The following is an 18,222-nucleotide window of genomic DNA, read 5'->3' on the forward strand; positions in this document are numbered from 1 at the left end:
CGGGCGATGCCTTATGTCTTTACCCGCTGCTTACCATACTAACCATGGCGACATTGAAGCAGGTTGGTTGGTAAAGTCTGAACGCCGTTAGAGAATTTTTACCACGATGCGGCCGCGTACCTCACCGGCGAGGATTTTCGCGCCCCATTGAGGAACTTCCTCAAGCGAAATTTCATGAGTGATTTCAGATAGTTTTGCCCTATCGAGATCAGAGGCCAGACGCTGCCAGGCAGCTTTCCGCGGCTCAATCGGGCACATCACCGAATCGATGCCGAGAAGGCACACTTCGCGCAAAATGAAAGGTGCGACAGAAGACGGCAGGTCCATGCCGGCCGCCAGGCCACAGGCTGCGATCGCCCCGCCGTACTTCGTCATCGACAGCAGATTCGCCAGCGTGGTCGAGCCGACGCTGTCGACGCCGCCCGCCCAGCGCTCCTTCGCGAGCGGCTTGGCCGCCCCCGACAATTCGTTGCGGTCGATGACCTCAGTGGCGCCGATGTGCTTCAGATAGTCAGCCTCCGCGGCTCGGCCGGTCGAGGCAATGACGTGGTAGCCGAGCTTGGAGAGCACGGCGGTGGCGACCGATCCGACGCCGCCGGCGGCGCCCGTGACCACCACCGGGCCGCTCTTCGGCGACAGACCGTGCTTCTCAAGCGCCAGCACCGAGAGCATCGCCGTGAAGCCGGCGGTGCCGATCGCCATGGCATCGCGCGCCGAGAGGCCTTGCGGAAGTGCGACCAGCCAGTCGCCCTTCACCCGCGCCTTCTCGGCATAGGCGCCGAGATGGGTCTCGCCCATGCCCCAGCCGGTACAGACGACCTTGTCGCCAGCCTTCCACTGCGGATGCGAGGACGCTTCGACCGTGCCGGCGAAATCGATGCCGGCGATCATCGGGAAGCGGCGCACCACCGGCGCCTTGCCCGTGAGCGCCAGGCCGTCCTTGTAGTTCAACGTCGACCATTCGACCCGGACGGTAACGTCGCCCTCCATCAGCTCGGCTTCATCGAACTGGGTGAGCGCGGCGGTGGTGCCCTTGTCCGCCTTGTCGATTCGGATCGCCTTGAATGTGGCCACGACTGAACTCCCTGACTTTGTTTGTCCGGGATGTTTAGCCGATCAGGCAGGCTGCGCAACCGCCCGTGCCACCGGTTTCTCGACGATCGGAAGATTGATCAGCGCCGAGAGCACGCCGAACAGGATCGAGAGCCACCAGATCGGGGTGTAGGAACCGAACTTCTCGAACACGATGCCGCCAAGCCAGACGCCGAGGAAGCCGCCGACCTGATGGCTGACGAAGGCGAAGCCATAGAGCGTCGCAAGCCAGCGCGTGCCAAACATCAGCGCCACCAGCGCCGAGGTCGGCGGCACCGTGGACAGCCAGGTCAGGCCAGAGATCGCGCCGAACGCAATCGCCGAGAACGGCGTGATCGGGAACGAGATGAAGGCAAGCGTTGCCAGCGCGCGCGTGAAGTAGATGGTCGAGAGGATGTAGCGCTTGGGCAGTGAGTTCTGGAGATAGCCGACGCTGAGAGAGCCGATGATGTTGAACAGCCCGATTGCCGCGATCACCCAGCCTCCGGTTTGCGCGGAGATGCCGCGATCGACCAGGAAGGCCGGCAGATGCACGGTGATGAAGGCCAGCTGGAAGCCGCAGGTGAAGAAGCCGAGCACCAGCAGCACATAGGAGCGATGGCCGAAGGCTTCGGCAAGCGCCCTGGTGAAGCTCTGCTCATCCGCCGGCGTCGCGTTTGCCGCATGTGCAACCGGCGGCGTCGAGAGCGCCAGCGACAGCGGGATGATCAGCAACATCAGGAAGCCGAACACCGAGAGCGCCTGCTGCCAGCCGAAATTGTCGATCAGCGCAACGCCGATCGGTGCGAACAGGAATTGTCCGAACGAGCCCGCCGCGGTGCCGGCACCGAGCGCCAGGCCGCGCTTCTCGGCCGGCAACAGCTTGCTGAAAGCCGACAACACCAGATTGAACGAGCAGCCGGCAAGACCGAAGCCGACCATCACACCGGCGCCGACGTCGAGCGACAGCGGCGTCGAGGAATAGCGCATCAGCAGCAGGCCGCCGGCATAGAGCAGAGCGCCGACGCACATCACCCGGAACAGGCCGAAGCGATCCGCGACCGCACCGGCGAACGGCTGGCCCAAGCCCCACAACAGATTTTGCACGGCAATCGCGAGGCCGAACACGTCGCGGCCCCAGGAAAACTCGTGGCTCATCGGCTGTACGAAGAAGCCGAGCGCCGAGCGCGGACCGAAGCCGAGCATGCCGATCGCACAACCGCACAGGATGATGACGGCGGGGGTGCGCCAATTGGAGGAACGAGAGGCCGGAGCAAGTTCGCCCGCTGATGTCGACATGGTGTTCCTCGTCTGTCGTTGGCGGACCAAAGCAGCGCCCGCGAACCAGCCGTTTAATGCACTTGCATGAAAACCCCAAGTCAAAAACGGTTGCATTCCACGGGGAGCTGCCGCGAGAGCATTGCATTTCGACTTGGCCTCGCCCGACGTGTCAGCCGCGGCTTGACGGAAATGTGTGCGGACGGGTCTGGCTATCCCTCGCAGTGCGTGCTATTTTTGATTTGCTCATATTGAGTATATCGGAGTCCGGAAGAAATCCCTCACTGGCCCTACGGCCGGATCATCTAGGACTCAAATATACTCATATTGAGCATAATTGACATAAGGGAGGCTTCGATGCCGATTGCTGGAATTTACGGCCCCGACGACTTTGACAACCGGCCGCAGGGCCAAGTCACCGCCTCCCGTGCCGCACCGGCGCGAACGGGCCAGACGTTGCCCGCGCCCGCGCTGGAATGGACGCCGGAGGTCGAACGCACCACCGCGCCGCTCTATGACCGCGTCAAGCACGTGATCCCGCCGATCGAGTGGCCGCTGATGGCGCCGACGATCCACGCGATCAACGTGCTGAAGCGCGCGCGAGACGCCGTGATCCTCGCACACAACTACCAGGCCCCGGAGATCTTCCACTGCGTCGCCGACATCGGCGGCGACTCGCTCCAACTCGCGGTGGAGGCCACGAAAGTGCGGGCCAAGGTCATCGTCCAGTGCGGCGTGCACTTCATGGCCGAGACCTCGAAACTGCTCAATCCGGACAAGACGGTCTTGATCCCCGACTCGCGCGCCGGCTGCTCGCTGGCCGCCAGCATCACCGGAGCCGATGTCCGGCTGCTCCGCGAAAAATTTCCCGGCGTGCCCGTCGTCGCTTATGTCAACACCTCCGCGGAAGTGAAGGCCGAGGTCGACATCTGCTGCACGTCGTCGAATGCGGTGCAGGTGGTCGAGAGCCTGAATGCGCCCAGCGTGATCTTCCTGCCCGACCGCTATCTCGCCACTTACGTGGCCTCGAAGACCGACGTGAAGATCATCGCCTGGAAGGGCGCCTGCGAGGTGCATGAGCGTTTCAAGGGCGAAGAGCTGCGCGCCTTTCGCGAGGCCGATCCGTCCGTCCAGATCATCGCGCATCCGGAATGTCCGCCCGACGTGCTGGCGGAGGCCGACTTCACCGGCTCGACCGCCCACATGATCAATTGGGTGCGCGAGAAACGGCCGCGGCGGTTGGTGATGATCACGGAATGCTCGATGGCCGACAATGTCCGGGCCGAGCTGCCTGATGTCGAGATGCTGCGCCCCTGCAATCTCTGCCCGCACATGAAGCGCATCACGCTCGCCAACATCTTGGACAGTCTGCTGACGCTCCGCGAGGAGGTGACGATCGATCCCGCGCTCGCGATCCGCGCACGGCGCTCGGTCGAGCGGATGATCAACCTGAAGAACTGAAGGCAAATCGCAGCTTCGCACAACAATCTCCGCTGCGGTGCACGGGTCCCTGCTTTCGCAGGGACGACAGCGGAGTGAATGGAGAAGACATGACCGACAACATCCACAATCTCACTCGCAACGACGATGTCGTCATCGTCGGCGGCGGCCTTGCCGGATTATTCTGTGCGCTGAAGCTCGCGCCGCGGCCGGTGACCTTGATCTCGGCGGCGCCGCTCGGACAGGGCGCCTCATCGGCATGGGCGCAAGGCGGCATCGCTGCGGCGGTCGCCGAGGGCGACACGCCGGAGGCGCATGCCGCCGATACCATCGCGGTCGGCGGCGGCCTCGTCGACCAGACGGTCGCGCTTGGGATCGCGCGCGAGGCCGCGCCTCGCATCCACGATCTCCTGAGCTATGGCGTTCCCTTTGATCGAGACCTCGAAGGCAGGCTCGCGGTCGGACGCGAGGCGGCGCATTCGGCCCGGCGCATCGTCCATGTGCGCGGCGACGGCGCGGGTGCGGCCATCATCGCAGCCTTGAGCGAAGCGGTGCGCCGCACGCCGTCGATCCGCGTGATCGAAGGTCTCGTCGCCGAAGCGCTCTTGACCGAGAACGGCGCCGTCACCGGCCTGCAATTGCGCGAGGCCGGCAACTCATCGGCAAGGCCGGTCGTGCTCCCTTCGCGCGCGGTGGTGCTGGCCACTGGCGGCATCGGCCACCTCTATGCCGTCACCACCAACCCGCTGGAGGCCAGCGGATCGGGCCTTGCGATCGCCGCGCGCGCCGGTGCCGTGATCGCCGACCCCGAATTCGTGCAGTTCCACCCGACCGCCATCATGGCCGGAAGCGATCCGGCACCGCTCGCAACCGAAGCGTTGCGCGGCGAAGGCGCCACGCTGATCAATTGCAACGGCGAACGCTTCATGGTCGCGCGCCATCCGCTCGCGGAGCTCGCGCCACGCGACATCGTGGCTCGCGGCGTGTTCGCCGAGATCGCGGCCGGGCGAGGCGCCTTCCTCGATGCGCGTCAGGCGCTGGGCGCGCGCTTCGCCGACAAGTTTCCGACCGTGCATGCAAGCTGCGTCGCCGCCGGTATCGATCCGGCGACGCAGCCCATCCCGATCGCGCCGGCTGCGCACTATCACATGGGCGGCGTCGCCGTGGACGGCCGCGGCCGCAGCTCGATCGACGGGCTCTGGGCCGGCGGCGAGGTGTCGTCGACCGGGGCACACGGCGCCAACCGTCTCGCCTCGAATTCGCTGCTCGAGGCCGTGGTCTACGCCGCGCGAATCGCCGACGACATCGCCGGCCGTGCGCTCCCCTCGCCTGCCCGCCTTCCCGATGCAGTGGTGGCACCGCGCGGTCGTGCACCGGATGCTGCGGCCGTGAAGCGGCTGCGGGCGACGATGAGCGCCTGCGTCGGCGTGGTCCGCGACGATGACGGGCTCATCGGAGCCGTGCGCAGCTTTGCCGCGCTCGAACGCGAGGCAACGAGCATCGCGCTCCGCAACATGGCGACGTCGGCTCTGCTGGTCGCGGCCGCGGCATGGCGCCGGCGCGAAAGCCGCGGCGCGCATTTCCGCTCCGATTATCCGGCGGACAGCTCTGCGCTGGCGCAGAGAACGATGACCTCGCTCACCGCGGTGCGCGAGATCGCCGATGGCTTGAGCCCATTGCCCCGCACCGCCCGCCCCATGATCGCCTGATGGAGCCCGTCATGATCAGCCCGACCTCACTGCTCAACCCCGACGCCTTCCTCTCGCCGCTCGCAATCGACGCGGCCGTGCAGCGCGCCCTCGACGAGGATCTCGGCCGCGCCGGCGACATCACGTCGCTTGCGACGATCCCGGAAGCGACCAAGGCCCAGGCCATCCTGGTCGCGCGCCAATCCGGCGTGATCGCAGGCCTGCCGCTCGCGCTCGCGACGCTGCAAAAGCTCTCGCCCGATATCGAGGTGCGCGCGCATGTCCGTGACGCCGCACGCGTTGCCCGTGGACAGCAGGTGCTGACGATCTCGGGCCCCGCACGCGCCATTCTCACTGCGGAGCGGACCGCGTTGAACTTCGTCGGCCGCCTGTCGGGCGTCGCGACGCTCACGGCGGATTATGTCGCGCGCACCGAAGGCACCAAGATGCGCATCTGCTGCACGCGCAAGACCACGCCGGGGCTCAGGGCGCTGGAGAAATACGCAGTGCGCTGCGGTGGCGGCTTCAATCACCGCTTCGGTCTGGACGACGCGATCCTGATCAAGGACAACCACATTGCGGTTGCCGGCGGCGTCGGTGCGGTGCTGGCGCGCGCCCGCGCCCATGCCGGCCATCTCGTCAAGATCGAGATCGAGGTGGATACCTTGTCGCAACTGCGCGAGGTGCTCGACAGCGGGCTCGCCGACGCCGTGCTGCTCGACAACATGGACCTTGCGACGCTGCGCGAAGCGGTGAAGCTCAACGGGGGCCGCCTCGCGCTGGAGGCATCCGGCGGCGTCACGCTGGAGTCGATCGCCGCCATCGCCGCGACCGGCGTCGACTATGCATCAGCCGGCGCGCTGACGCATTCGGCACCGAATTTCGACTGCGCGCTGGATATCGATATGTGAGTCTCCGCCTCTCCCCCGCAAACGGGGCGAGGGAGCAGACCCGGGTCGTGGCGAGCCCTACCTCCGCTCGGTCGCACCCAGCTCCGCGGAGCTCTTGGCTTCCTGCGCGAGCTCGGCCGAGAGCGCGGCGGTCTGGGCCGGCGTGCCCCAGCTCGGCTCCTCGCTGCCGTCACCCCAGGCGCGCGGCCGGTAGAAGGTGTGCACGCCGGTCCGGTACATCTTCTTCATCTCGGCGACCCAGGACGGGCGCACCCAATAGGCGTGGTAATGGGTGGACTTGCCGACTTCGGGCAGCCAGATCTGGCCATCGAGCATGGCCTTCGCGATCTTCTTGGCGCGCTCCCACATCTCAGGCTCGCGGATCACGTCGGCATTGTTGTCGCAGGCGAAGGTGAACTGGCAGGCGAGATGACGGTGCTTGTTCTGATAGACCGCACCGCACACGGTGTCGGGATATTTGCCTGAGAAAACGCGGTTCATCACGACTTGCGCCACCGCGATCTGGCCGCGCACGGCCTCGCCACGGGATTCGAAATAAACGGCCTCGGCGAGGCACTTCTCGGACTTGGCGCGCGACTTGGCGTCGAGCGCGAGCCGCTCCGCCGGCGACCTTGTGCGCTGGTTGTCGGCGTTGACCTCGCCCTTCGGCGCAACGCTCTCGCCACTCTCGATGTCCTTGGCGATCTCCACTGTCGGCGGCGTCAACGCGGCCGTCACCTTCATGTCGGGATCGGGCATCACGATCAGCGGCTCGGCTCCGGGCTGCCAGCTCTCGATGCTTTCCAGATTGCCGCCGAGCGAGGAGCTGCCGAAGAAGAGGTTCGAGGTCTTGACGCTGAAAGGATCGCGCGCCGGCGCGGGCGGCGCGGCGTCCCGCTTGAACGCCTCGAGCGGAGCGGTCGCGAGCGCGCGCGCGGCGGCGCTGGCCTGCGGCGCGTTGGTGTATTGCGGCAGCGGCGGCGCGCGCAGGGCTTCCTGCAGCTCAGGATCGAGCGCGGCTGCAGATTCCGGCGACATCGCCTGTGGCAGGGCGACGGTCTTGGCGCCGAACACCGAGCTGTTCGAGGTCACGGGATCTTCCTGCGCGGGCGGCGCAACCGGCACGGTCGTAGCGGCGGGCGCCGCCGGGGTCATGATCGCAAGGCGATCACCCTTCATGGAACGGTCGACCTTGGGAAAGTCGGAAGCCTGGTAGCGCGGCGCGGCCTGCAGCGCGGGATTGCGTCTGATCGCGCCGGTGACGTCGCGGCCATCGAGGCTGGCCAGGCGAACCATCGCGCTCTGCGGAACCGAGGTACCGATGGGGCGCGAAAAACTGTAGGTGGCGAGCTGGATCGAGGACGCCGCGGAGAACACCTGCTTCTGCCAACGCTCGGCGACGCCGGGTTGGCGCGCCAGCAGGGAAGCAATGTCTTGATAGCCGGTCTCTCTCGGCATCAAGGCGAAGATGCAGAGACCGATGCCGAAGGACGCGAACCGCGCGCCCTTCGGATGGTTACGCAACACTGACATCAACACGCTCACGCTACGCTTACGCCAGAAAAACCGAACCGCAGTACGTCCGTGCAATTCGATCTTTATCGTAAGTATCCAATTTAGGTTGCCGGGGCGTTAATCGGCGTTGCGCGTGCAGCACACTCAAGCGAACACAGGTGTTTTCACGGAGCGATCGCGGACGGTGGTAAATGCGACGTCACGTGAAGCGGTAAACAAGAGGTCAACGCGAATGGTGAAGGAACTCTTGCGCGCACGTACGTATCAATATGGGACGCGCAGTTTCTCCGCTGTTGGCGCTTGCGCGAAACGTATTCTCGTCACCGGGGTCATTCCCCGCGAAGGCGGAGAATCCAGTAGGCCGCGCCGTCTCGATTCGCTCATTGCCGTCTCGGGGTACTGGATCGCCCGGTCAAGCCGGGCGATGACAGCGGGGGGCGTGGCGAATCTGCCCCACAAACGCGTCATTGCGAGGAGCACTTGCGACGAAGCAATCCAGAATCCCTCCACAGAGGCAGCCTGGATTGCTTCGCTGCGCTCGCAATGACGCGTGGAGAGAGCGCCGCCTAAAATGAAAGAGGCGGAGCTTTCGCCCCGCCTCTCTCGCGTTCAATTTGCGCTTCGCCTTACGCCTGGCTTGCGATCTCCTTGCCGAGCGCGGCTTGCGCGGCGGCAAGACGGGCGATCGGCACGCGGTAGGGCGAGCAGGAGACGTAGTCGAGGCCGATATTGTGGCAGAAGGCGACGGAGGCGGGATCGCCGCCGTGCTCGCCGCAGATGCCGACCTTGAGCTTCGCCCGCGTCTTGCGGCCGCGCGCGACGCCGATCTTGACGAGCTCGCCGACGCCTTCCTGGTCGAGCGCGATGAACGGATCGACCGACAGGATGCCCTTCGCAACGTAGGGACCGAGGAAGCTCGCCGCGTCGTCGCGGCTGATGCCGTAGGTGGTCTGCGTGAGGTCGTTGGTGCCGAACGAGAAGAACTCGGCCGACTGCGCGATCTCACCCGCGAGCAGGCAGGCGCGCGGCAGCTCGATCATGGTGCCGACCTGATAGGCCAGTTTGGTGTTGGTTTCGCGCATCACAGCTTGCGCGGTGGCATCGATCCGCGCCTTGACGAGGTCGAGCTCGGCCTTGGTCGCGATCAGCGGCACCATCACCTCGAGGCCGACGGCCTTGCCGGTGCGCTTCTCGGCCTCGACCGCCGCCTCGAAGATCGCGCGGGCCTGCATCTCGGCGATCTCAGGGTAGGCGATCGCGATACGGCAGCCGCGGAAGCCGAGCATCGGATTGAACTCCGAGAGCTCGCGCGCGCGGTCGGCGAGGCGCCGCGGGTCGGTGTTCATGGCGCGTGCCACTTCCTCGACCTCGGCATGGGTGTGCGGCAGGAACTCGTGCAGCGGCGGATCGAGCAGACGGATCGTGACCGGCAGACCCTTCATGATCTCGAACAGCTCGACGAAATCGGCGCGCTGCATCGGCAGCAGCTTGGCGAGCGCGGCGCGGCGCGATTGCTCGTCCTCGGAGAGGATCATCTCGCGCACCGTGCGGATGCGCGTCTCCTCGAAGAACATGTGCTCGGTGCGGCACAGGCCGATGCCTTCGGCGCCGAACTTGATCGCGGTGCGCGCATCGTCCGGCGTGTCGCCGTTGACACGGACGCCGATCTTGCGGACCTGGTCGGCCCAGTTCATCAGCGTGCCGAACTCGCCGGACAGCTCCGGCTCGATCATCGGCATGCGGCCGGCGAGCACCTGGCCGAGCGAGCCGTCGATGGTGATGACGTCGCCCGTCTTGAAGGTGCGCGAGCCGATGCTCATGGTGCCGCGGCCGTAATCGACGCGGATGGTGCCGCAGCCGGAGACGCAGGGCTTGCCCATGCCGCGCGCGACCACCGCCGCGTGCGAGGTCATGCCGCCGCGGGTGGTCAAAATGCCTTCGGCGGCATGCATGCCGTGGATGTCTTCCGGGCTGGTCTCGATGCGGACCAGGATGACCTTGCGTCCGTCGCCCTGAAGCTTGGCGGCCTCGTCCGAGGAGAACACGATCTCGCCGGAGGCAGCGCCCGGCGATGCCGGCAGGCCGGTCGCGATCACGTCGCGCTTGGCATTGGGATCGATGGTCGGATGCAGGAGCTGGTCGAGCGAAGCCGGATCGATGCGGGTGACCGCCTCCTTCTTCGAGATCAGACCCTCATTGGCGAGCTCGACCGCGATGCGCAGCGCCGCCTTCGCGGTGCGCTTGCCGCTGCGGGTCTGCAGCATCCAGAGCTTGCCCTGCTCGACCGTGAACTCCATGTCCTGCATGTCGCGGTAGTGCTTCTCGAGCAGCGTGTAGATTCGCGTCAGCTCCTTGAAGGCTTCGGGCATCGCCGATTCCATCGACGCCTTGTCGGAGCCCGACTCCTTGCGCGCTTCCTCGGTGATGTCCTGCGGCGTGCGGATGCCCGCCACCACGTCCTCGCCCTGCGCGTTGATCAGGAACTCGCCGTAGAGCTTGCTCTCGCCGGTCGAGGGATTGCGGGTGAAGGCAACGCCGGTGGCCGAGGTCTCGCCCATGTTGCCGAACACCATGGCCTGCACGTTGACCGCGGTGCCCCAGGATTCCGGAATGTCGTGCAGCTTGCGGTACGTCACCGCGCGCGCGTTCATCCAGGATGAGAACACCGCGCCGATCGCGCCCCAGAGCTGGTCGTGCGGATCCTGCGGGAAGTCCTTGCCGGTCTCGCGCGCGACCGCGTCCTTGTACTTGCCGACCAACTCGACCCAGTCGTCGGCGGACAGATCGGTGTCGAGCGTGTAGCCCTGGCTGTCCTTGAAGGTGTCGAGGATTTCCTCGAAGTGATGATGCTCGAAGCCGAGCACCACGTCTGAATACATGGTGATGAAGCGGCGATAGCTGTCATAGGCAAAGCGGCGGTCGCCCGACAGTTCGGCCAGCGCTTCCACGGTCTGGTCGTTGAGGCCGAGGTTGAGCACCGTGTCCATCATGCCCGGCATCGAGGCGCGCGCACCCGAGCGCACCGAGACGAGCAGCGGGTTCTTGGCGTCGCCGAAGGTCTTGCCGGTCAATTTGCCGACATAGGCGAGCGCCTTCTCGACCTGCGACTGCAGCTCCTTCGGATAGGATTTGTCGTGGGCGTAGAAATAGGTGCAGACCGAGGTCGGGATGGTGAAGCCCGGAGGCACCGGCAGGCCGAGATTGGCCATCTCGGCGAGGTTCGCGCCCTTGCCGCCGAGCAGGTCGCGCATCTCGGTGCGGCCCTCGGCCTTGCCGTCGCCGAACGTGAAGACCCATTTGCCAGCCTTGGCCGCTGCGGGCGCCGCCTTCGCCGGCGCAGCTTTCTTTGCTGCGGGCTTGGCAGCGACCTTCGGCGCAGCCGCCTTGGTCACGGCCTTTGCCGCCGGCTTCGCAGCCGGCTTGGCGGCGGATTTGGCGACCGGCTTTGGCGCGCTCTTGGCCAGCGCCTTACGGGCCGGCGGCGCAGCCTTGGCGGCGGCGGAGGGCTTTGATTTCACTAGGATTTTCTTCGGCTTCGAGGCGGCTTTGGCCATAGCTTGCACACAACCTGCGAGAGGAATGGGAAATCGCGGGCCTTACACCATTTTGGGCGGGCCCGCGCAAGTCGGACAGTTCCGAAAAGTGAACGCCTAGAAGCGGAGCCACTTCAGGAGCCCGAACCCAATCGCGCCGTTGACGATGAGGAAGATCGCGACGATCAGGTTGAGGAGCCGCGGCATGATCAGGATGAGCACGCCCGCAATCAACGACAGGATCGGCGAAATGTGGGCGACGGTGATGTGCATGAACTATCTTTCTGTGGAGGTGAGGCGAATCGTGCGCGGATCATAGCCGGCTGGGTTCCGGGAGTAGAGATGCGCAAGGCGCGTAGCGAGTTCCCCGCCTCACGAAAACTGCCCGAAATTGCCGCGAATGCGGCAGCCCTTTTCCCGGAACATTGGCAGCGGGCCATGCATTGGCAGCTAGAACGCGCCACTGGCGCGTCCGAAGAATCACGTCGAAGGAGTTGCCCATGCGGAACAGGATTCTTGCTCTCGCAGCGCTTGCGGCCGCGATCGGCTCGCCCCTTGCGGCGCAGGCGCAAAGCGATGTCACGATCGGACGCGCGCCCGCCGTGGTCGACAGCGCCGCGACGATTGCCGTCGAACAGCGGCCGGCCTTCCGCGAATATGTCGTCGAACAACGTGTGCCGCCCTTCCGCATTCCGGATCGCGTGGTGGTCGGTGCCACCTTACCCGAGAGCGGCATTACCTATTATGACGTGCCGCAACGCTTCGGCGCCACCACCTATCGCTACACCGTCGTGAACGGCGAGACCGTGCTGGTCGAGCCGCGCTCACGCCGCATCGTCGAGGTGCTGGACTGAGAACGCTGCCGCTGCATTCGATGTCCGGCGCGCTACATCAGACTGGCGCGAGCAGTGTTAAATCGGACATCAGGCCCCGCCCGGTCTTCCCCCCGCCGGGCGGGGCATTTTTTGCTCTGTCATTCCGGGGCGCGCCACTTGGCGCGAGCCCGGAATCCATTTCAGCATCACGCGCGGCACGATGGATTCCGGGCTCGCGCTATGCGCGCCACGGAATGACAGCGGCATTTGCCGCGCGGCTGCGCCTCAATCCTGGATGTTCGAGAAATCCGCCACCGCGCGCGTAGCGGTGCGGATCTCGTTGAGGAGCTTCAGGCGGTTCTCGCGCACCTTCGCATTGTCGTCGTTGACGCGGACCTTGTCGAAGAACGCATCGACCGGCGGACGCAGCTTGGCCATCGCGCTCATCGCGGCGGCGAAGTCTTCCTTCGCGACGGCGGCGCTGGCTTCCGCCTTGACGTCACCGATCGCCTTGGCCAGCGCCTTCTCCTCGGGGAGGCTATAGAGCGCAGCATCCGGCGCACCGTCGAACGTGCGCTTGTCCTTCTTCTCCTCGATCGCAAGGATGTTGCTGGCACGCTTGGTGCCGGCGAGCAGGTTCTTGCCGTCGTCGCTGTCGAGGAATTTTCCGAGCGCCTCGACGCGGCGGACAATCATCAGCAGATCGTCCTGGCCGCCGAGCGCGAACACGGCATCGACGAGATCGTGACGCGCGCCCTGCTCGCGGAGCTGAACTTTCAAGCGATCGGCGAAGAAGGCGAGCAGGTCGCTCGGAAGCTTCGCGGCATCGGCTGGCTTGACCGACAAGCCGGCGAGCGCGGATCCCGCCACCTTCATGAGCGACAGACGCAATGCGTTCTCGGCAATCAGCCGGATCACGCCGAGCGCTGCACGACGCAGCGCATACGGATCCTTGCTGCCCGTCGGCTTTTCGTCAATTGCCCAGAACCCGACCAGCGTGTCGATCTTGTCGGCGAGCGCCACGGCGACGCTGACCGGATCGATCGGCACGCGATCGGCGGGCCCCTGCGGCTTGTAATGCTCCTCGCAGGCAGCCGCGACGGAGGAATCCTCGCCCTGCGCCAGCGCGTAGTACTTGCCCATCAGGCCCTGCACCTCGGGGAACTCGCCGACGACTTCGGTCAGCAGATCCGCCTTGGCGAGATGCGCCGCGCGCGTGGCCTTGGCGACATCGGCACCGACCAGCGGCGCGATCTCGGCGGCGAGGCGCTCGATGCGCTTGATGCGCTCCGCCTGCGTTCCCAGTTTTTCGTGGAACACGATCTGCTCGAACTTCGGCAGCCGGTCCTCGAGCCTGGTCTTGAGATCGGTCTCGTAGAAGAACTTCGCGTCCGACAGACGCGCGCGGATCACGCGCTCGTTGCCGGCGATGATGGTCGCACCACCGTCGGTTGCCTCGATATTGGCGACCAGGATGAACTTGCTCGCAAGCTTGCCAGGCTTGTCAGCGCTCTTGGGATCGCTGACGACAAAACACTTCTGATTGTTGCGGATGGTGGCGCGGATCACTTCGCCCGGCGTCGCCAGGAATTCCGGCTCGAACGAGCCCATCAGCACGACGGGCCATTCGACGAGGCCGGCGACCTCGTCGAGCAGGTTCTGGTCCTCGACCAGCTCAAAGCCTTGCGCGAAGGCGAGCTGCTTGGCGTCGGTGAGGATCGCGTCCTTGCGGCGCTCGGGATCGAGCACGACCTTGGCGTCGAGCAGTTTTGCCTCGTAATCCTCGAACCGGCGCACCTGAATCGGCGCCGGCGCGAGGAAGCGGTGGCCGTAGGTGGTCTGGCCGCTCTCGATGCCGTCGACCTCGAACTTCACGACGTCGGGCTCTTCGGTCTCGAGTCCGAAGGTCGCGGTGATCGCGTGCAGAGGACGCACCCAGTTCAGCGAGCCCGGCTTGCCCGAGCGCGCGCCCCAGCGCATCGATTTCGGCCAGGGGAAGGTGCGGATGATGACGGGCAGGATTTCCGCGAGCACGTCGATGGCGTCGCGGCCCGGCTTCTCGATCAAGCCGATGTAGAAGTCACCTTTGGGGTCGCGCTGGATTTTTGCTTCGTCCAGCGACTTCAATCCCGTCGCTTTCAGAAAGCCCTGCACGGCCGCCTCGGGCGCGCCGACCTTCGGTCCGCGGCGCTCGGTCTTGAGGTCAGGCTGGCGCGCGGGGATGCCGTGTACGGTGAGCGCAAGGCGGCGCGGCGTCGCGAACGCCTTCGCGCCTTCGTAGACGAGGCCCTCGGCGACCAGCTTGTCCGTGACGAGGCGACGCAGATCGTCGGCCGCCTTGGCTTGCATGCGCGCCGGGATTTCTTCCGAGAACAGTTCAAGCAAAAGATCGGGCATCAGGCCGCTCCGCCCGCTTCAGTGTGGATCCAGGCTTCGCCGCAGGCTTTTGCCAATTCGCGGACGCGCAGGATGTAGCTCTGCCGTTCCGTCACCGAGATCACGCCGCGCGCGTCCAGGAGGTTGAAGACGTGACTGGCCTTGATGCACTGGTCGTAGGCCGGCAGCGCCATCAGATGCTGCTTCCTGTTGCCGCCTTCGCGCCAGCCTGCGTCGAGGTACTTTCTGCAGGCCGCTTCCGCCATCTTGAACTGCTCGAACAGCATCGCGGTGTCGGCATGTTCGAAATTGTGGCGCGAATATTCCTGCTCTGCCTGCAGGAAGACGTCGCCATAGGTGACCTTCTGCTCACCCTCGCGGCCGTTGAAGTTGAGGTCGTAGACGCGATCGACGCCCTGCACGTACATCGCGAGGCGCTCAAGCCCGTAGGTGAGCTCGCCCGCGACCGGGGCGCATTCGAAGCCGGCGACCTGCTGGAAATAGGTGAACTGGCTCACCTCCATACCGTCGCACCAGCATTCCCACCCCAAGCCCCAGGCGCCCAGCGTCGGGCTCTCCCAGTCGTCCTCGACGAAGCGGATGTCGTGCACGGCGGAATCGATGCCGATCGCGGCGAGCGACTTCAGGTACAGCTCCTGAAGGTTCGGCGGCGACGGCTTCATGATGACCTGGAACTGGTAGTAGTGCTGCATCCGGTTCGGGTTCTCGCCGTAACGGCCATCCTTGGGCCGGCGCGAGGGCTGCACATAGGCAGCGTTCCAGGGCTTGGGCCCGAGTGCGCGCAGCGTGGTCGCCGGATGGAAGGTGCCCGCGCCCATCTCCATGTCGTAGGGCTGCAGGATCACGCAGCCCTGCTCGGCCCAGAACCGCTGGAGCGCGAGGATGAAGCCCTGGAACGAGCGTTCCGGGCGCATATGGGCGGGCAATGAGGCGTCCATCGTCAGATCAGGCTCTCGCGGGGGGTTGAATCGCGCGGGACCGTATCGACGGCGGGAGTGGGAATCAAGGCAAAGGGGGCGGATTGGCCGTCATTCCGGGGCGCCCGCAGGGCGAGCCCGGAATCCATTGCGCCGCTCGCTCCCTGGTTCGATGGATTCCGGGTTCTCGCTTCGCGAGCCCCGGAATGACGAATGAGCGTGTGGAGCGGCTAACCCGGCCGGTAGGCTCCGGTCACAGGGTCACGTTTCAGCGTCTGGATATCCCCCATGCGGGCGGTTTCAGTGACGCGCGACAGGCGCATCTCCTCCAGCTCCTGGTTGATCCTGACAGCGGTCTTGTAGGCCCAGCGGACCACGGCAAGCCCGCCCAGAACGCCCGCGAATGCAACGAACGGCGGCATCGGTCGATCCTTGTTCAATGCTCAGCCCCCACGCGCATTCTCGCGCAGTCGGAGCTGCGCCGCAATCGGCCCGCCAAGGGACCAAATGGCGCGGGAGGCGGCCGCCTAGAACCCGAATTTCGCCCAAATCGCCCGCGTCTCGACCGCCGAGATCAGCTCGTCCGGCAGGCCGGCGATTGATTCCAGGGCCGAAAGCTGCCCCGCGCCAGGCGATTTCCGCCCCAGAAGGCCGGAGAGCAATCCGGTCGGCTGCGCGATCACGGGGGTGAGAACCTTGTCACCATAGCGAGCACGAAGAGTTGAGCGGAGATCGCCGATGCTGTCGGCGAGCCCGAGCGCCACCGCGCTGTCGCCGGCCCAGTATTCGCCCGTGAATAGCGTGTCGTCCGCGCCCTTCAGCCGTGCCCCGCGACTCTCCTTCACCAGCGAAATGAAGATCTGATGGATCTCGCGCTGGATCGCCTTCAGCTTGGCGACGTCATCCGGATTCTCCGGCAAGAACGGGTCGAGCATCGCCTTGTGCGCGCCGGCCGTGTAGAGGCGCCGCTCGATGCCGAGCCGCCTGATCGCCTCCTGAAAACCAAAGCTGCCGCCGACCACGCCGATCGAGCCGAGGATCGAGGAGGGATCACAGATGATCTCGTCGCCGGCACAGGCGATCATGTAGCCGCCGGAGGCCGCGACGTCCTCGACGAACACAAGCACGGGCAGCTTCTTCTCCGCCGCGAGCTGCTTGATGCGCAGGTAGATCTGGCGCGACTGCACCGGCGAGCCGCCGGGCGAGTTGATCACCAGCGCCACGGCCTTGGCGTGCCGGAAGGAAAACGCGCGCTCGAGCACCCGCGCGACGCCGGCAAGCGTCAGGCCGGGACGCAGCGGCGTCACCGCACCGATCACACCTGACAGCCGCACCACCGGCACGATGGCGGCGCCGGGGCGAAAGCGCGCCGGCAGATATTGCATGAGTGTGTCGGCCAGGCCGGAACTCTCACGATCGTTCAATTGCTCGGCCATGCCGTTACCTCTGATTTACCATTTCTTATCACGCGAGTGTCATTGAAAGTGCCTGGAACGTGTTTTGCAGAATCCCCGTTGGAAAGCTGCAATAGGCAGCGGAGGGAACGCCATGAAGATTTACCTGCTGATGCTGCTGATCGGTGCGCTTTTCACGGCGATTCGCTTTACGTCTTCGTCCGAACAGCAGACGGAATCGCTTCCGCAGTAGGCCGTCACGGCTCCGCCAGCGGCAACGTCGCCCTCCCCTCCAGAATATCCCTCACCTCTTTTTTAGGCACGATTGACTCTTCATTAAGCACGAGGCCCGGCAACAATCGTGTCGGAGCCCTACCGCCTTTGACCGCGCGCACCAGCACGCGGATCGCGGGCCTTCCCGCTTCGCCATGAACCGGCAGGACGACAAGGCTGCCGAAGCCGCGTGACAGCGCTGCCATGACCTCGGCGATTCCGTCTGCGCGCCAGATCAGAGTCAGGACTCCGTTCGATCGAAGGATGCGCCGCGCTCCATGCACCCACGCATGCAGCGTCTCCTCGGTCGCGACGTGCGCGGAATGGCGGGACGGATCCGGCGAGCCACGATGCCGGACGGGATCGTTGAAGGGCGGGTTCGTCAGCACCACGTCGACGCTATCGGGACCCAGCCCATGTGACGCAAAGGCCTCGGCGCCCGCCGTGATGTCGAGCACGATCGTCTCGGCGGCAATCGCGTTTGCAGCCGCGTTACCGCGCGCGAGCTCGGCGAGTTCCGGATCGATCTCAACCAGGGTGAGCCTGACGCCGGGAACACGCCGGGCCAGCGCCAGCCCGGCCGTGCCGACGCCAGCGCCGAAATCGACCACGCGATCCCCCGCCCGAGCCTGCGTCGCCGCCGCAAGCAGGATCGCATCATGTCCGGCGCGATGGCCGGATCGCTTCTGCATCAAGCGCAGCTGCCCGCCGAGAAAGGCGTCCTCGGTAATGCCTGCGGTCTCACTCATCGCCGCGCAATTCGTGGCTGAGGCCGGCCTCGGTGAGGAGCTGGCGCGCCTCCTGGGCGTCGTCCTCATGGACGAGGATCCGCCGCGGCAGGATACCCAGCGAGCCTTCGATGATGCTCATGTTCTGGTCCAGCACCAGATGATGGATATTGGCGCCGTCGAGCAGCGCGCCGATCGCCGACACCAGCACCATATCGTTGGTCCGAACCAGTTCACGCAAAACGCAGATCTCCTGCCTGAAAGGGGTTAGACGGCAAATGTC

General features: G+C 65.6%; 15 protein-coding genes. 4 read left to right on the forward strand and 11 right to left on the reverse strand.

Annotated features, from left to right (window positions below; translation table 11 throughout):
* Positions 1–87: 87 nt before the first annotated feature.
* Together P6U31_RS27190 and P6U31_RS27195 are read right to left on the reverse strand one after the other, a co-directional pair.
* Positions 88–1,074 carry an MDR family oxidoreductase gene (locus P6U31_RS27190; protein WP_407184824.1) on the reverse strand — a complete coding sequence of 329 codons (987 nt, stop codon included), beginning with the start codon at positions 1,072–1,074 and terminating at the stop codon, positions 88–90.
* Positions 1,075–1,116: 42 nt separating this feature from the next.
* On the reverse strand, positions 1,117–2,370 hold the full coding sequence (locus tag P6U31_RS27195; protein WP_407184825.1) for an MFS transporter: 1,254 nt from the start codon (positions 2,368–2,370) through the stop codon (positions 1,117–1,119).
* Between the two features lie 336 nt (positions 2,371–2,706).
* Between P6U31_RS27195 and nadA the strand changes: the two genes are divergently transcribed.
* The 3 genes from nadA to nadC all read left to right on the forward strand — a co-directional run bounded on the left by nadA (position 2,707) and on the right by nadC (position 6,388).
* Positions 2,707–3,810 (forward strand): quinolinate synthase NadA, encoded by a 1,104-nt coding sequence (nadA, locus tag P6U31_RS27200; RefSeq protein ID WP_407184826.1) that lies wholly within the window; start codon positions 2,707–2,709, stop codon positions 3,808–3,810.
* Between the two features lie 89 nt (positions 3,811–3,899).
* The gene (locus P6U31_RS27205; RefSeq protein ID WP_407184827.1) at positions 3,900–5,498 is read left to right on the forward strand and encodes an L-aspartate oxidase; all 1,599 of its coding nucleotides are present in this window, start codon (positions 3,900–3,902) and stop codon (positions 5,496–5,498) included.
* 11 nt (positions 5,499–5,509) lie between these two features.
* Positions 5,510–6,388, forward strand: coding sequence for a carboxylating nicotinate-nucleotide diphosphorylase (gene nadC, locus P6U31_RS27210; RefSeq protein WP_407184828.1), 879 nt, complete (start codon positions 5,510–5,512; stop codon positions 6,386–6,388).
* Between the two features lie 57 nt (positions 6,389–6,445).
* Here the strand turns inward: nadC and P6U31_RS27215 are convergent, their stop codons facing one another.
* The 3 genes from P6U31_RS27215 to P6U31_RS27225 all read right to left on the reverse strand — a co-directional run bounded on the left by P6U31_RS27215 (position 6,446) and on the right by P6U31_RS27225 (position 11,688).
* Entirely contained in the window at positions 6,446–7,900 is a 1,455-nt protein-coding gene (locus tag P6U31_RS27215; protein WP_407184829.1) for a cell wall hydrolase, read from the reverse strand.
* Positions 7,901–8,508: 608 nt separating this feature from the next.
* Complete coding sequence (ppdK, locus tag P6U31_RS27220; protein WP_407184830.1) at positions 8,509–11,436, reverse strand: pyruvate, phosphate dikinase; 2,928 nt, start codon at positions 11,434–11,436, stop codon at positions 8,509–8,511.
* 96 nt (positions 11,437–11,532) lie between these two features.
* Complete coding sequence (locus P6U31_RS27225) at positions 11,533–11,688, reverse strand: DUF3096 domain-containing protein (RefSeq protein WP_407184831.1); 156 nt, start codon at positions 11,686–11,688, stop codon at positions 11,533–11,535.
* A gap of 227 nt (positions 11,689–11,915) precedes the next feature.
* On the opposite strand from P6U31_RS27225, the gene P6U31_RS27230 reads away from it, so the two are divergent.
* On the forward strand, positions 11,916–12,269 hold the full coding sequence (locus P6U31_RS27230) for a DUF1236 domain-containing protein (RefSeq protein ID WP_407184832.1): 354 nt from the start codon (positions 11,916–11,918) through the stop codon (positions 12,267–12,269).
* A gap of 246 nt (positions 12,270–12,515) precedes the next feature.
* Here the strand turns inward: P6U31_RS27230 and glyS are convergent, their stop codons facing one another.
* The 6 genes from glyS to P6U31_RS27260 all read right to left on the reverse strand — a co-directional run bounded on the left by glyS (position 12,516) and on the right by P6U31_RS27260 (position 18,180).
* Positions 12,516–14,627 (reverse strand): glycine--tRNA ligase subunit beta, encoded by a 2,112-nt coding sequence (gene glyS, locus P6U31_RS27235; protein ID WP_407184833.1) that lies wholly within the window; start codon positions 14,625–14,627, stop codon positions 12,516–12,518.
* Positions 14,627–15,565, reverse strand: coding sequence for a glycine--tRNA ligase subunit alpha (locus P6U31_RS27240; RefSeq protein ID WP_407184834.1), 939 nt, complete (start codon positions 15,563–15,565; stop codon positions 14,627–14,629). Before P6U31_RS27240 ends, glyS begins: the two co-directional genes overlap by 1 nt.
* A 209-nt stretch (positions 15,566–15,774) precedes the next feature.
* A complete protein-coding gene (locus tag P6U31_RS27245) occupies positions 15,775–15,966 on the reverse strand; it encodes a hypothetical protein (protein WP_407184835.1) in 192 nt (63 codons plus the stop codon).
* 105 nt (positions 15,967–16,071) lie between these two features.
* Positions 16,072–16,980, reverse strand: a complete 909-nt coding sequence (locus P6U31_RS27250) for a S49 family peptidase (protein ID WP_407184836.1) — start codon at positions 16,978–16,980, stop codon at positions 16,072–16,074.
* Positions 16,981–17,195: 215 nt separating this feature from the next.
* Positions 17,196–17,960 carry a tRNA1(Val) (adenine(37)-N6)-methyltransferase gene (locus tag P6U31_RS27255; RefSeq protein WP_407184837.1) on the reverse strand — a complete coding sequence of 255 codons (765 nt, stop codon included), beginning with the start codon at positions 17,958–17,960 and terminating at the stop codon, positions 17,196–17,198.
* On the reverse strand, positions 17,953–18,180 hold the full coding sequence (locus P6U31_RS27260; RefSeq protein ID WP_128924157.1) for a DUF2007 domain-containing protein: 228 nt from the start codon (positions 18,178–18,180) through the stop codon (positions 17,953–17,955). Before P6U31_RS27260 ends, P6U31_RS27255 begins: the two co-directional genes overlap by 8 nt.
* Positions 18,181–18,222: the final 42 nt, after the last annotated feature.

This window comes from Bradyrhizobium centrosematis (assembly GCF_045571495.1).
Classification (GTDB): domain Bacteria; phylum Pseudomonadota; class Alphaproteobacteria; order Rhizobiales; family Xanthobacteraceae; genus Bradyrhizobium; species Bradyrhizobium centrosematis.

What these genes read in the sequence shown, in the direction of transcription:
- P6U31_RS27195 (WP_407184825.1), bottom strand. Translation starts at nt 2,370, where the DNA reads ATGTCGACATCAGCGGGCGAACTTGCTCCGGCCTCTCGTTCCTCCAAT.
- nadA (WP_407184826.1), top strand. Translation starts at nt 2,707, where the DNA reads ATGCCGATTGCTGGAATTTACGGCCCCGACGACTTTGACAACCGGCCG.
- P6U31_RS27205 (WP_407184827.1), top strand. Translation starts at nt 3,900, where the DNA reads ATGACCGACAACATCCACAATCTCACTCGCAACGACGATGTCGTCATC.
- nadC (WP_407184828.1), top strand. Translation starts at nt 5,510, where the DNA reads ATGATCAGCCCGACCTCACTGCTCAACCCCGACGCCTTCCTCTCGCCG.
- P6U31_RS27215 (WP_407184829.1), bottom strand. Translation starts at nt 7,900, where the DNA reads ATGTCAGTGTTGCGTAACCATCCGAAGGGCGCGCGGTTCGCGTCCTTC.
- ppdK (WP_407184830.1), bottom strand. Translation starts at nt 11,436, where the DNA reads ATGGCCAAAGCCGCCTCGAAGCCGAAGAAAATCCTAGTGAAATCAAAG.
- P6U31_RS27225 (WP_407184831.1), bottom strand. Translation starts at nt 11,688, where the DNA reads ATGCACATCACCGTCGCCCACATTTCGCCGATCCTGTCGTTGATTGCG.
- P6U31_RS27230 (WP_407184832.1), top strand. Translation starts at nt 11,916, where the DNA reads ATGCGGAACAGGATTCTTGCTCTCGCAGCGCTTGCGGCCGCGATCGGC.
- glyS (WP_407184833.1), bottom strand. Translation starts at nt 14,627, where the DNA reads ATGCCCGATCTTTTGCTTGAACTGTTCTCGGAAGAAATCCCGGCGCGC.
- P6U31_RS27240 (WP_407184834.1), bottom strand. Translation starts at nt 15,565, where the DNA reads ATGGACGCCTCATTGCCCGCCCATATGCGCCCGGAACGCTCGTTCCAG.
- P6U31_RS27245 (WP_407184835.1), bottom strand. Translation starts at nt 15,966, where the DNA reads ATGCCGCCGTTCGTTGCATTCGCGGGCGTTCTGGGCGGGCTTGCCGTG.
- P6U31_RS27250 (WP_407184836.1), bottom strand. Translation starts at nt 16,980, where the DNA reads ATGGCCGAGCAATTGAACGATCGTGAGAGTTCCGGCCTGGCCGACACA.
- P6U31_RS27255 (WP_407184837.1), bottom strand. Translation starts at nt 17,960, where the DNA reads ATGAGTGAGACCGCAGGCATTACCGAGGACGCCTTTCTCGGCGGGCAG.